This is a genomic window from Leucobacter chromiireducens, from assembly GCF_003917135.1.
GTDB classification, from domain to species: Bacteria; Actinomycetota; Actinomycetes; order Actinomycetales; family Microbacteriaceae; genus Leucobacter; species Leucobacter chromiireducens_A.
In genome coordinates this window covers 24,010-37,652 of record NZ_RPDI01000018.1, presented here as the reverse complement: position 1 = coordinate 37,652, position 13,643 = coordinate 24,010, and the positions used below count along the sequence as shown (strand labels likewise).

Here is a 13,643-nt window from a genome sequence, read left to right as displayed (position 1 = left end):
ACTCCTTTTCGCGCAACACACGCGGCAAAATCGGGATTGACTTATTCGAACATATGTTCGAATATTGCTGCATGAATTCGACCGCGACCGTCCACTCGCTCCAGCAGCGCATCGCCGAGATGCAGCCGCTGAGACTGGACGAGCGCACCATTCCGACCGCGCCAGGACTCCGCGCACTCCTCCCAGGCGGGGCACTCCGGGCCGGGGCGAGCTACACGGTGCGCGGCTCCCAGCAGCTCGCGCTGGCATTCCTCGCCGCAGCCTCAGCGGCCGGTGCCTGGTGCGGGGTGATCGGGCTGCCGGCGTTCGGCGCGGAGGCCGCGGCCGCGCTCGGCATCGCACTCGATCGCTGCATCGTCATCCCCGATCCGGGCGCAGAAGCCATCGGACTCGCCGGGGCGCTCAGCGAAGCGCTCACCGTGGTGCTCGTGCACACGCCAACGCGCCCGGGGTCCGGGGATGCCGAACGCATTGCCGCGCGCATGCGCGAGCACGGCTCGGCGCTCCTGGTCACCGGCGAGTGGCCTGGTCCCGAGAGCGCGCTCAGCGTGACCGCCTCGCGCTGGAGCGGGCTCGGGCATGGCTCCGGCATCCTGGCGACACGCGAGCTCGCCGTCCAGTCGCAAGATCGGCGCGGGATCCGACAGCACCGTGTCCGGTTCACCGACGGCGCAGTCGCCGCTGCGCAGGCAGAGCAGGCCGGGGCGGCCAGCCCCCGTGTGGTGCCTGATCTGCGCGCGGTGCCTGATCTCGGCGCGGTTCCTGGTCTGCGCTCAGTGCCGGACGACACCAAGGGGCAGCATGTCAACGGCTGAGCGGGTCATCATGCTGTGGATCCCAGACTGGCCGATCCACGCGCATCTCCTCGACCGTGCGGCACGGGCGCGCAGCGCAGCGGCACAGGGGCATGACGCGGTATCGGGCGGCGTTGGGACCGACACCGCTCCCCCGGAACTCGGCGCACAGCAGTGGCCCGCCCTCGCGCTCGTGGCGAACCACCGCGTGGTGGCGTGCTCCCCAGCGGCGCGCGCCGAGGGCGTACGCGCAGGGCTCCGCGAGCGTGAGGCGCAGGCGCGGTGCCCTGCACTCGAGATCCACGCGCACAACCCCGAGGCCGACACACGTGAGTTCGCGCCGGTGCTCGCCGCGATCGAGCAACTCGTGCCGGGTGTCGAACCGCGCCGACCGGGGCTCAGCGCGATGCGTGTGCGGGGACCAGCGCGCTACTACGGCGGGGAAGAACCGGCCGCAGCCGCGCTCCTGCGCCTCGCCGGGGAGCTCGGCTTCCCCGACGCGCGCGTTGGCATCGCAGACGGCGTGTTCGCGGCAGAGCAGGCGGCGCGCTCGGGCGAAGCCGCCCCCGGACTTACTCCAGCCGGGCAGGGGATCAGGATCGTGCCGCCCGGCCACGCCCCAGCGTTTCTCAGCGGCTTGCCGGTCTCGCGCGCCGCGCCGCGCGATTTCGCCGAGGTACTCCACGGCCTCGGGATCCACACGCTCGGCGCATTCGCGGCGCTCCCAGAAGACGCCGTGCGGCAGCGCTTCGGCGCGAACGGGATCGCCGTGCACCGCCGCGCCACCGCCGCGGGCCCCGGCCACGGCACCGAGCTCCGCCCACGCGCCCCAGCCCGCGAGTTCGCGGTGGAAATCGCGTTCGAGCCACCGATCGCGACCGCCGAGCAGCTCGCGTTCGCGTGCGCAGCGCTCGCCGAGCAGTTCGTCTCCGGGTTCACGACTGAACGGCTCGTCTGCACCGCGCTGCGCGTCGAGCTCACCGACGACATCGGGGTGCACCACGAGCGAGAATGGGCGCACCCGCGTCACTTCGTCGCCACAGACGTGCTCGGCCGCATCCGCTGGCAGGCTGCTGGCCTTCCCGCACACAGCGAGCGCGGCGGTGCAGGCATCGCGCACGTCCGCCTCACCCCGACGCACACCGATCGCGCCGCGGCGCACGAACCTGGGCTCTGGAACACGGAGCCGGACGAGCGCGTGCACCACCAACTCAGCCGCGCGCAGAGCCGGCTCGGGCACACCGCGGTTGGCACCATGCAGCTGGGCGGCGGGCGACTGCTCCGCGACCGTCAGCACCGCGTTCCGTGGGGCACGAAACAGACCGAGCCAGCCGGACGCGCGTCAGCTGCCGGCCCGTGGCCCGGCGCGCTCACTGGCCCGCCGCCCAGTCTCGTGTTCCCGGCCCCGCTGCCCGCCGAGCTCCGCGACCACGCAGGCGAACTCGTACGCGTCGACGCGGAGGACCTGCTCACCGCAGATCCCGCGCAGCTGACCGTCGCGCGCGCACCGCTCCCGGCCCCGGTGCACGCGTGGTCACCCCCGTGGCCGCTCCGCGAGCACTGGTGGGAAGGGGCGCCGCCGCGCACGCGACTCCAGGTGCAGCTGAGCAACGGCGACGCCTGGCTGCTCTACACCGAGGGAGGGGGGTGGTTCGCCGAGGGCCGCTACGACTAACCGCCTCCCGCCACGGCAGGAAACACTTCAGGGAAGGACACGCACATGGGGTGGAACAATCCGCCGCTCCCCTGGGCGGAACTCGAGCGCACGCTGTCGGGTCGCTCGCGGCCGGCGGCCGGGAGTCGGGACGGCACTGATGCGCGGGGTGCGCGCCCGAGCGCGCCAGCCACACCGCCCCCGCCGAGTGACGCTTCCCCGCACGCACAGCCAGACACTCCGCGCGTACCGTACGCGGAGCTCCACGCGCACTCGCACTTCAGTTTCCTCGACGGTGCGTCCTCCCCCGAGGAACTCATCACTGAGGCCGCGGCGCTCGGCCTCGACGGCATCGCGCTCACTGATCACGATGGGCTCTACGGCGCTGCCGCCTTCGCCGACGCCGCCGAGCTTGCCGCGCGGCGCGGAGCCGACACCGGAGCCACGCCGCCCCTCACCGTGTACGGCGCTGAGCTCTCGGTCGGTCTCGACGCACCGCAGTTCGGCGCGACCGATCCGATGGGCACACACCTGCTCGTGCTCGCGCAGGGGGCAAGCGGCTACCACCGGCTCGCCGGAGCGATCACCGAGGCCCAGCTCGGCGGCGGCGAGAAAGGTCGCCCGGTCTACGCGCTCGACGAGCTCGCCGCACAGGCCGGCGGTGAGTGGGCGATCCTTACGGGGTGCAGGAAAGGTGCCGTGCGCCAGGCGCTCGCGGCAGGCAGTACGCGCGCGGACGGCGAGGAGCGTGCACGGGCCGAGCTGCGCACGCTTATCGAGCTGTTCGGCAGCGATCAGGTGTTTGTTGAGCTCACCAACCTCGGGCATCCCGGCAACGACGTCACCAACGCGCGCCTCAGCGCCCTCGCGGCGGAGCTCGGGCTGCCCACCATCGCGACGGGGAATGTGCACTACGCGAGCGCGGCCCAGGCGCCGCTCGCCGAGGCGATGGCCGCGGTGCGGGCGCGGCGCAGCCTCGACGAGCTCGACGCGTACCTCCCGGCATCCGGCGCCGCACGCCTCCGCTCCGGCGCGGCGCAGCTCCGCCGCTTCGCGAGCACCCCAGACGCGGTTACCCGCACCGTGCCGCTCGCGCGGACGCTCGCGTTCTCACTCCGCGCCGCGCGGCCACGGCTCCCGCAGCTCCCCCTCCCGAGCGGCGAGACGCAGATGAGCTGGCTTCGGCGCCTCGTCTGGGAGGGCGCAGAGCGCCGCTACGGTGGCATCGCCCCGTCGGTGCACACGAGGCTGGAGCGTGAGCTCGAAGTGATCGCGGAGAAGGATTTCCCCGGCTACTTCCTCATCGTCCACGACATCGTGCAGGAGGCACGCCGCCGTGGCATCCTCTGCCAGGGCCGCGGCTCCGCGGCGAACTCCGCGGTGTGCTTTGTGCTCGGCATCACCGCCGTCGACTCGATCCGCTACGACCTCCCCTTCGAGCGATTCCTCTCCAGCATGCGCGACGAGGAGCCGGACATCGACGTTGACTTCGACTCTGAGCGGCGCGAGGAGATCATCCAGTACGTCTACGACAGTTACGGCAGACGCAACGCGGCCCAGGTGGCAAACATCATCAGCTATCGCCCGAAGGCAGCAATCCGCGACGCAGCGAAGGCCCTCGGCTACGGGCCTGGGCAGCAGCGCGCGTGGACCAAAGCCATGGAGCGGTGGCGTGAGATCGACGAGGATCCCGAGAGCCCGATCCCGCTTTCCGTGCAGCGGTTGGCGCAGCAGTTTCTGACCGCCCCACGCCACCTCGGCATCCACTCCGGCGGCATGGTGCTCACCGAGCGCCCGGTCGGCGAAGTCTGCCCCATCGAGCACGCGCGTATGGAGCGCCGCACGGTGCTCCAGTGGGACAAAGAGGGCTGCGCGAGCATGGGCCTCGTGAAGTTTGACCTGCTCGGCCTCGGCATGCTGAGCGCGCTGCAGAAGAGCATGGACCTGATCGCCGACGCGACCGGCGAGCGCTGGACCCTCGAGACCGTGCCGAAGGAGGAGCCCGGCGTCTACGACATGCTGTGCCGCGCCGACGCGATCGGGGTGTTTCAGCTCGAGAGTCGCGCGCAGCTCAACACACTCCCCCGGCTCAGGCCGCGCAGCTTCTACGATCTGGTCATCGAGATCGCACTGATCCGTCCCGGCCCCATCCAGGGCGGGGCCGTGCACCCCTACCTGCGACGACGAAACGGCGCCGAACCCGTCACCTACTCGCATCCCAAGCTCGAGCGGGTGCTCAAGCGCACGCTCGGTGTCCCGCTGTTCCAGGAGCAACTCATGCAGATGGCGATGGCCGTCGGCGACTGCTCGGCGGAGGACGCCGACCTGCTGCGCCGCGCGATGGGGTCGAAGCGTGGCGAGGAACGCATCGACGCGCTGCGCAACACCCTGTTCGCCGGGATGGCGCGCAACGGGATCGTCGGCGAAGACGCGCAGCACCTCTACGACCAGATTCAGGCGTTCGCGAGCTTCGGCTTCGCAGAGAGCCACTCCATCAGCTTCGCGCTGCTCGTGTACGTGAGCTCCTGGTTCAAGCTCCACTACCCCGGGGCGTTCCTCGCCGGCCTGCTGCGGTCACAGCCGATGGGGTTCTACGCGCCGCGCACGCTCGTCGCGGACGCGCGGCGACACGGCGTCGAGGTGCGCCCGGCCGACGTGCAGCGCTCCGGGGCACTCTCAGGACTCGAAGCCCGCGACGCGGACACCACGGACACGGGATCCGGATCAGGGCAGAGATCCGGATCCGGGCCAGGATCCCGATCGGGATCGGGGCGCAGCGCGGCGCACGCAACGCACGCAGGCTGCACCGCCGACGAGCCGGTGCGCGCGCTCGCGCCGCACGAGGCCGAGGCGGCGGTCCCGCCGTTCGATCCGAGCCTCCCGGACACCAGCGGGGCGCACCGCAGAGACGGCGCGTTCGCCGTGCGGCTTGGGCTCTCAGAGATCCGCGGAATCGAAGTTGCCACCGCTGAACGCATCGTCCGGGCGCGCGAGGCCGGCCCGTTCCTCGACCTCGCCGACCTCGCCAGGCGCGCCGATCTCGACCGCGCACGCATCGAGGCACTCGCGGCCGCTGGCGCCTGCGACAGCCTCGGGGTGAGTCGCCGCGAGGCGCTCTGGTCAGCCGGGCCAGCAGCCGACAACCGCGAGCGTTTCCTCCCGGGCATCGCCGTGCACGTGCAACCTCCGCTGCTGCCCGTGCTGAGCCGCGAAGAGCAGACCACACTCGATCTGTGGAGCACCGGGATCGCCACGGGTGATCACCCACTCGCGCTGCTCCGCGACGAGCTGGACACCCGCGGCATCACCCGTTCGGACCGCACGCGGCACACACCGCCAGGATCCCAGGTGAGCGTCGCCGGGCTCGTCACCCATCGGCAGCGCCCCAGCACCGCTGGGGGGATCACGTTCCTCACGGTCGAGGACGAGGTCGGCACGGTCAACATCGTCACGTTCGCGCAGGTGTGGCAGCGCAACAGACTCGTCGCGCGCTCCGCGCCGGCGCTCATCGTGCGGGGCATACTCGAGCGCTCGCCAGAGGGGGTGGTCAACGTCATCGCCGAGCGCTTCGAACCACTCGCGGCGCCCGCCAGCGTCCGCTCGCGAGACTTCCATTGAACCCCCTGGTGAGGGCCATTCTCCGGCTATGCTGGCGACGTGAACCCTTCAACGGCACTGCTCACAGACCACTACGAGCTCACCATGGTGGACGCTGCGCTCCACGCCGGCACGGCCGAGCGCCGCAGCATGTTCGAGCTCTTCGCACGCCGCCTCTCCGGCGCACGCCGCTACGGCGTCGTCGCGGGTACCGGCCGCCTGCTCGAGGCGATCCAGCACTTCCGCTTCGGCGACGAGGAGCTCGAGTACCTGCGCGAGCATCGGGTGGTCACCGACCGCACGCTCGAGTGGCTCGCCAATTACCGGTTCAGCGGCGACATCTGGGGTTACCCAGAGGGCGAAGTGTTCTTCCCCGGATCCCCCCTCCTCACCGTCGAGGCGAGCTTCGCGGAGGGCGTGCTCCTCGAGACGCTCGCGCTCAGCATCCTGAACGCGGACTCTGCGGTCGCCACCGCAGCTTCGCGCATGCGCCACGCCGCGGCGGGGAAGCCCCTCGCCGAAATGGGATCGCGGCGCACCGGCGAGTACAGCGCGGTCGCCGCCGCGCGTGCCGCATACATTGCCGGCTTCAGCGCGACCTCGAACCTCGAAGCCGGCCGCAGCCACGGCATCCCGACGATGGGCACCGCGGCGCACAGTTTCACGCTCCTCCACGACAGCGAACGCGCAGCGTTCGAGGCGCAGGTGGCGACGCTCGGCACCGACACCACGCTGCTCGTCGACACCTACGACATCGAGCAGGGCGTCCGCACCGCCGTCGAGGTCGCGGGCACCGGACTCGGTGCCGTGCGGATCGACTCGGGCGACCTCCCCGTCGTGGTCGCCCGCGTGCGTGAGCTCCTCGACGAGCTCGGCGCCACGCAGACCCGAATCACCGTCACGAACGACCTCGATGAGTACACGGTTGCTGCACTGGCGGCGTCGCCGGTTGACAGCTTCGGGGTCGGCACCTCGGTCGTGGTCGGCTCGGGCACCCCAACGATGGGAATGGTCTACAAACTCGTCGCGCATCAGAACGACGCCGGCGAGTGGATCCCGGTCGCGAAGAAGTCGGCAGACAAGGCCTCCGTCGGTGGGCGCAAGAGCGTGCGCCGCGCGCACACCCCCCGCGGCGTGGCGCGCGCTGAGCTCATCTACCTGGGCGATGGCCCGGCGGGCAGCACCGAGGGCGAGGACGTTGAGGGCCGCGAGGTGCTCGCGCCGTTCGTTGTGGACGGCGAGCTGCAGCCCGGCCACACGGGGGCCGAGGGAATCGCTGCGGCGCGCGAGCGGCACACGCTGCGCGTCTCCGAGTTGCCTCCCGTCGCGATGAGCCTCACGCGCGGCGACCCCGCCATCCCCACCGAGTACCGCTAGCCAGCGAATCGATGCGAGTAACGACCGCTCTCCGAGCCGATACCGGGGCCAACCCTTACTAAGTTTGAGTTTGCGCCGGGTGGCCGGGCCGGGCCCGGGCCTGGCCCGGGGGCCGGCCCGCCCGGCCCGGCAGATTGGTGCGAGAAAGCGCCGGTATCCGATCGGATACCGGCGCTTTCTCTTACTAAATTGCCGGGGGGGGCAGGGTGCAGGGGTGCCGGAGGGCGCGGAGCCCCGACGGGGCCGACCGGCCTCTACTTGCGCATGCGCTCGTACACCCGCTTGCAGTCCGGGCAAACCGGGAACTTCTCCGGATCCCGCGAGGGGGTCCACTTCTTTCCGCAAAGAGCGCGCACCGGCTTGCCCGTCATCGCGGACTCCAGGATCTTGTCCTTCGGCACATAGTGGGAGAACCGCTCGTGATCGCCGTCCTCGATCTGCGCGTCTTCAAGCAGCTTCTCGAGCTCGCGGTCGAGCACGTCGGTGCCGCCGGCGGGGCTCCCGGAAGAATCTGAATCACTGCGCGTAAAGAAACCCATGCCTCGATTGTAAACCCGCCGACCGAACGGCGACAGCCGGTTTAGTCGTAAACCTGCGTGACGCCGATCAGCTCGGGGCCGCTGCGATCGAAGATGCGGCCACCGATCAGAATGCCGGCGACGAGGATCAGCAGGCCGTAGCCCGAACCGAAGAACACCGCCCACAGGTTCTCGCCGAGTGCGACATCCGCGATCGCGGTCACCGAGAACCACACCGCCGGCACCGACAGCAGGATCGCGGCGATCATTGACAGGGTCTGCGCGAGCCCGGAACCGGATCCCGACCACTGCGGCTGCACGAACGGGCTGTCGCCTGGGCGGGTGGTGGGGTACGGCATCATCACGGAGAAGATGCTCGACACACCGGCCGACACGAACAGCACACCGAGGTTCATGCCGACCACCGCCGGCAGCACGCGCCAGTCGCCGATCACGGTCACCGTGATGCTCGAGCCGATGAGCGCGAGCGGCACGCCGAGGAGCAGCACGGGGGCGAGACGCCCGGCGCGATCGGCGGCGCCGCGCGTGCCGCTCGCGACGTGCTCCCAGATCGCGGTGGAGTCCATCGCAACATCGTTGTGCTGCGACCAGCCGAGCAGGAGCAGCACGACGGGCAGCGGCACGAGCGCGAGCCCGGCGAGCGGCACGCCGGCCACCCAGAGCGCGAGCAGGATGAAGATCGGGGCGATCGGGATCGCGAAGAGCGCGACGCGATAGCGCGGATCCCGCGCCCAGTAGGTCAGCAGCCTCGCGGCAATCGCCGGCGCGGGACGCGCGGGGAACCGCTCGAACCAGCCGAGCCCGCTCCGGGCAACATCGGGATCGATGGGGCGCTCGGTCCGCGTGAGCGACGCACGGACGACGGCGAACCAGACGACACCGAGCACGAGGATCGCGGCCACGACGATGGCCAGGCGGATCAGCGCTGCCGCCGGATCGCTGCCGAGCGCGAGCGCCGCGAACGGGGCGCCGAACGGCGTCCAACCGAGCACCTCCGCGAGATCGCCCGCGGAGTCGAAGCCGCCGTCACGCGTGGTCGAGGCGATCGCGAACACGGCAACGGGCAGCGCCGCGACGAGCAGCACCGCGCCGATCGTGCGCACGAGCCCCTCGTAGCGGTCGCCGACGAGGAGCTTCGCGAGCGCGGAGCTGACCCGGGCGCTCACGATCCCAAGCAGTGCGGCGAGCACGAGCGCGAGCGGCGCGAGCCATGCGGGATCGCGCCACTCGGGCCGGAGCACGCCGAGCGCCACGAGCCAGATCGCGAACAGGACAAACGGCCAGCTCACCACCGTGGTGGCGAGCAGCGCCCCGCCGATCCCCGCCGGGCTTGCCGGGAGACCGCCGAACTGGCGGGGCTCCAGGTGGCCGCGGTTCGCGAAGAACGGGACGACGAGGATCGCGCCGAGCACGGTCGCGCCGAACGCGATGTCGACCGCCGCGCGGTCCGGCTGCGCCGGGATGAACCACGCGGGAGCCGCCGCGGCGAGCACCGCGAGCGCAGCGAGCAGCACCCAGACGGCGACGGTGCGAGCGACTCGACCGAACGGACCGCGGAGTGCACCACCGAGCAGCGCTAGACGGAGTCGGAAGAGCCGTGCAGCCATTCGAGCCCCTTCTGCGTGTCGCTCATGCCGGTGAGCTGCGTGAAGCGCTCCTCAAGGCTCAGGCCGTCGCGCACCGCGTCGACCGTGCCCTGCGCGATCACGCTGCCGTCCACGATGATCGAGACGTGGTCGCACACGCGCTGGATGAGGTCGAGGCTGTGGCTCGACATCACGACGCTGCCGCCGCCGGCAACGTACTTCTCGAGAATCTCCGTCACGTTCGCGGCCGACACCGGGTCGATGGTCTCGAACGGCTCGTCGAGCACGAGCACCTCGGGGGCGTGGATCATCGCGCAGGCGAGCGCAATCTTCTTCTGCATGCCAGCCGAGTAGTCGGAGACCAGGCGGCCGAGCGCTGACTCGAGGCCGAACGCCTCGGCGAGCTCCGCCGAGCGCTTCGCGACGGCCGCCTCGTCCACGCCGGCGAGCACCCCGGAGTAGTAGAGGAGCTGCGCACCAGTGAGCCGGTCGAACAGGCGGAGGCGGTCAGGCAGTGAGCCGATCAGGCGCTTCGCCGCGGGGCCGTCGGTCCAGACGTCGACGCCGCTCACGGTCACGCGACCGGAGGTGGGGCGCAGCAGGCCGCTGATCATCGAGAGCGTCGTCGTCTTGCCCGCACCGTTGGGGCCGACGACGCCCGTGAAGGATCCGGCGTGCACCTGCAGCGAGACCTCGTTCGCAGCGACGACGGAGCCGTACGTTTTCGTGAGCATTTCGGTGCTCAGCACGACCGGGTTCTGCTCGGCGAGGCGGCCGCGCTCGCGTGCGCGCACGACGGAGGGCACCGGGACCTGGATCCGGCCGGTGCGCGGCGCCGACTCTGCGGCGCGTTCCTCGGTGGAGGGAGCCGCGGCGCGCGGGCGAACCGGCGCGGGATCGGCGACGGGTGCGACCGGGGCGGGATCGGCAACCGCCGGCTCGGGCGTTGCCGCGGGAGGCACGGGGCTGCCGGCGGCGCGGCTGGGGCGCACGCGCGCCGCGCTTGCGGGCGTCGCCGCTGCATCTCCCTCAAAAACCGGAGCGCTCGACGCCGAGTTCTCTGCGGGCTCGGCTGAGGACGGGTTTTCTGGAGTTACGGGCGGCACGTCCACCAATTTATCAAATCTGGAGCGCCGCGAGGCATGCGCGCCGTGATTCCCGAAAAGCGGCACAATAGTTCTGTGAACTCTGCCCTCCGCCCGCCGCGCGCGAACGCCTGGTCGTCGCTCTGGTTGCTGACCAGGCGAGACCTGAAAGTGCGGTACTCCACCTCGCTCCTCGGGTACCTCTGGTCGATCCTCGATCCGCTCCTCATGAGCCTGATCTACTGGTTCGTGTTCACGCAGGTGTTCCAGCGCTCCGTCGGCGAGGAGCCGTACATCGTGTTCCTCCTCACCGCGCTGCTGCCCTGGGTGTGGTTCAACGGCGCGATCTCCGATTCGACGCGCGCGTTCCTGCGCGATGTGAAGCTCGTGCGCTCGGTCGCGCTCCCGCACTGGATCTGGGTGGGGCGCATCGTGTGCTCGAAGGGGATCGAGTTTCTGCTCAGTATCCCCGTGCTCGTGGTGTTCGCGGTCTTCTCCGGCGCCGAGGTGGGCTGGGGGCTCCTGTTCTTCCCGCTCGGGGTGGTGCTGCACGCGGCGCTCACGCTCGGGCTCGGCCTGATCATCGCCCCACTCGTGGTGTTCTTCCGCGACCTGGAGCGCGCCGCAAAGCTGATCCTGCGCGTGCTGTTCTACGCGTCGCCCATCATCTACGGGGCGGCGGATCTCCCCGAGTTTGCGCGGCCGCTCGCCTGGCTGAACCCGCTGTCGGGCATCTTCGCGCTGTTCCGGGCCGGGTTCTTCCCCGATCAGCTGAACTGGCCGCTCGTCGCGGCCTCGGCTGGCATCAGCGTGCTGCTGCTGCTCGTCGGAATTCTCGTCTTCCGCCGCACCATCGGCGGCGTTCTGAAGGAGCTGTGACGTGACCGAGCACCACACGGTCGGCGCAGGCCAGGCCGAGGAGACCATCATCACGGCCGAGGGCCTCGGCGTGCGCTTTCGCAGGAACCGGGGCTCGCGGCGCAGCTTCAAGGACCTGTTCGCCGGCCGCTCACGGCGCAGCCGCAGCGGCGAGTTCTGGGCGCTGCGCGACGTGTCCTTCACGGTCACCCGCGGCGAGGCGATCGGCGTCGTTGGGCGCAACGGGCAGGGGAAGTCGACGCTGCTGAAGCTCGTCGCGCGGGTGCTGTTCCCCGACGAGGGCGGCGTCCGCGTGCGCGGCGGTGTCGCGCCGCTCATCGAGATCACGGGCGGTTTCGTCGGCGATCTCACCGTGCGCGACAACGTGCAGCTCACGGGCGGCCTCCACGGGCTCAGCAAGAAGCAGATCGCCGAGCGCTTCGACTCGATCATCGAGTTCGCGGGCGCCGAGGACGTCATCGACACCCCCTTCAAGCACCTGTCGAGCGGGATGAAGGTGCGCGTGGCGTTCTCCGTGATCTCGCAGCTCGACGAGCCGGTGTTGCTCGTCGACGAGGTGCTCGCGGTGGGCGACAAGGCATTCCGCGCGAAGTGCTACCGGCGCATCGAGGAGCTCCTCGCCGACGGGAAGACGCTGTTCCTCGTCTCGCACAACGAGCGGGACCTGCTGCGGTTCTGCTCCCGCGGGCTCTACCTGAACGGCGGCAAGCTCGTGCTCGACGGGCCGATCGCCGACGTCGTCGCGCGCTACAACGCGGATCACCCAGCCGGCTAGCAGCGCGGGCCAGCCGAGACGGGCACGGCCAGCGCGGCCCGCACGGCCGGCGCGGAGCGCTCCCAGCTAGGCGGCCCCGCCGCGGCTCCGCCAGGACTCGGCGCGCGCCAGCAGATCCGCGATCGCGGCGTGAAAGCGGCGGGTGGGCGCGCCGGGCGCCGTGTCCCCGAAGTAGCGTCCGGACCACGTGCCGAGCCGCTCGATCGCCGCCTCGTCCTGGATCACGCGATCGGTCACTGCGACGGCGCGGTCCAGCTCCCCGGCGTCGAGCCACTCGCACACGCTCAGGTAGCCGCCCTCGTCGACCGCAGCGTCCGGCGCGACGGGCCGCGTGACCATGAGCGGCTTGCCCGTGGCCAGGCGGTCGTAGACCATCGCGGAGATGTCGCAGATCGCGAGGTCGGGGAGACTGAGCTGCCAGCCCAGCACTGGCGACTGATCGTAGACGTGCTGGGCGGTCGGGTCGGCCTGATTCGCCGCGGCGATCATCGCGATGATGCGCTCGTTCGCCGCCCCGAACTCGGGATCGACGACGCCGCTGCGCGGGTGCGGGCGGTACACAACGCGGTGCCGCCCCGAGCCGATGAGCTCGGCGACGAGCCGCTCGCCGTGGGACGCGACGGAGCCGTAGCTCGCAGCAGGGCGATCCCCCTCCCAGGTGGGCGCGTAGAACACGACGGTGCGATCATCGGGGGTGAACGGCGGCTCGCCGCTCAGGTGATCCGTCTGCGGCCGCCCGATCGGGATCGTGCGCGTCTCGACGTCGTAGTCCCAGAGCGCCGCCGACAGCCTGGCGCGTGCCGCATCGCCGGCAACGAGCGCGTAGTCGTACGCCTTGTGCTGGTTGCTCGTCATGTACATCTTGTCGCTCTCACCGTGATTGATGAACACGTGCCAGCGCTGGCCGTAGCGCATCATCTGGAAGTTGCGCGTGTTCTGGTTCACGTAGAGCACCACGTCGAGCTGCTGCGACTCGATGACGCGTTCGAGGTCCGTCACCTTCTGCACGAAGGCGACGTCGAGTCCGCTCTCGCGCATGAGCTGCCGCGCACCCGCGGCGTTTCGCGCGAGCACGAGCACGGGCCACTCGCGAGAGAGCTCCTGCAGCGGCGCGTACCACTGGCGCATCTGATAGATGTTCACGTCGCTGTCGGCGAAGTACACGGCGATGCGGAAGTGCTCCGCCTGGAGCGGTCCGCGCTTCGCAATCATCTCGCGCACCTCGAAGTAGGCGCGCCGGCCCTTCAACACTCGCTGCCCCAGACGGACCGCGCGCTTCATATCCTTCGCCAGCTGCATCGTTCCAGGATAGCCCGGCTTCCCCGGCGTCCCGGCTTCCCCGGCGTCCCGGCTTCCA

10 protein-coding genes are annotated in these 13,643 nt (G+C 70.7%); 6 read left to right on the top strand and 4 right to left on the bottom strand.

The genetic code is table 11. The annotated features are described in order from the left end of the window. The first annotated feature begins 71 nt into the window (after positions 1-71). The 4 genes from EGM46_RS09725 to EGM46_RS09710 are packed head-to-tail and all read left to right on the top strand — an operon-like array spanning position 72 to position 7,422. A complete protein-coding gene (locus EGM46_RS09725) occupies positions 72-815 on the top strand; it encodes a hypothetical protein (protein WP_206427549.1) in 744 nt (247 codons plus the stop codon). Then, complete coding sequence (locus EGM46_RS09720) at positions 802-2,469, top strand: DNA polymerase Y family protein (protein WP_125099958.1); 1,668 nt, start codon at positions 802-804, stop codon at positions 2,467-2,469. Before EGM46_RS09725 ends, EGM46_RS09720 begins: the two co-directional genes overlap by 14 nt. Before the next feature lie 45 nt (positions 2,470-2,514). Then, on the top strand, positions 2,515-6,066 hold the full coding sequence (locus tag EGM46_RS09715) for an error-prone DNA polymerase (RefSeq protein ID WP_125099957.1): 3,552 nt from the start codon (positions 2,515-2,517) through the stop codon (positions 6,064-6,066). Between the two features lie 39 nt (positions 6,067-6,105). Next, on the top strand, positions 6,106-7,422 hold the full coding sequence (locus tag EGM46_RS09710; RefSeq protein ID WP_125099956.1) for a nicotinate phosphoribosyltransferase: 1,317 nt from the start codon (positions 6,106-6,108) through the stop codon (positions 7,420-7,422). A 254-nt stretch (positions 7,423-7,676) separates the two neighbouring features. Here EGM46_RS09710 and EGM46_RS09705 read toward each other — a convergent pair whose 3' ends face one another. From EGM46_RS09705 to EGM46_RS09695, 3 genes are read right to left on the bottom strand one after another with little or no spacing between them, the layout of a single operon-like run. Further along, positions 7,677-7,961, bottom strand: a complete 285-nt coding sequence (locus tag EGM46_RS09705) for a DUF3039 domain-containing protein (RefSeq protein ID WP_125099955.1) — start codon at positions 7,959-7,961, stop codon at positions 7,677-7,679. 41 nt (positions 7,962-8,002) lie between these two features. Continuing rightward, complete coding sequence (locus EGM46_RS09700; RefSeq protein WP_125099954.1) at positions 8,003-9,568, bottom strand: hypothetical protein; 1,566 nt, start codon at positions 9,566-9,568, stop codon at positions 8,003-8,005. Beyond that, positions 9,538-10,653 carry an ABC transporter ATP-binding protein gene (locus EGM46_RS09695; RefSeq protein ID WP_241156277.1) on the bottom strand — a complete coding sequence of 372 codons (1,116 nt, stop codon included), beginning with the start codon at positions 10,651-10,653 and terminating at the stop codon, positions 9,538-9,540. Before EGM46_RS09695 ends, EGM46_RS09700 begins: the two co-directional genes overlap by 31 nt. 36 nt (positions 10,654-10,689) lie before the next feature. Between EGM46_RS09695 and EGM46_RS09690 the strand changes: the two genes are divergently transcribed. Together EGM46_RS09690 and EGM46_RS09685 are read left to right on the top strand one after the other, a co-directional pair. Then, complete coding sequence (locus tag EGM46_RS09690) at positions 10,690-11,511, top strand: ABC transporter permease (protein ID WP_125099953.1); 822 nt, start codon at positions 10,690-10,692, stop codon at positions 11,509-11,511. Between the two features lie 46 nt (positions 11,512-11,557). Then, complete coding sequence (locus EGM46_RS09685; RefSeq protein WP_125099981.1) at positions 11,558-12,286, top strand: ABC transporter ATP-binding protein; 729 nt, start codon at positions 11,558-11,560, stop codon at positions 12,284-12,286. Between the two features lie 66 nt (positions 12,287-12,352). Here the strand turns inward: EGM46_RS09685 and EGM46_RS09680 are convergent, their stop codons facing one another. After that, positions 12,353-13,585 (bottom strand): CDP-glycerol glycerophosphotransferase family protein, encoded by a 1,233-nt coding sequence (locus EGM46_RS09680; protein WP_125099952.1) that lies wholly within the window; start codon positions 13,583-13,585, stop codon positions 12,353-12,355. Positions 13,586-13,643 lie beyond the last annotated feature (58 nt).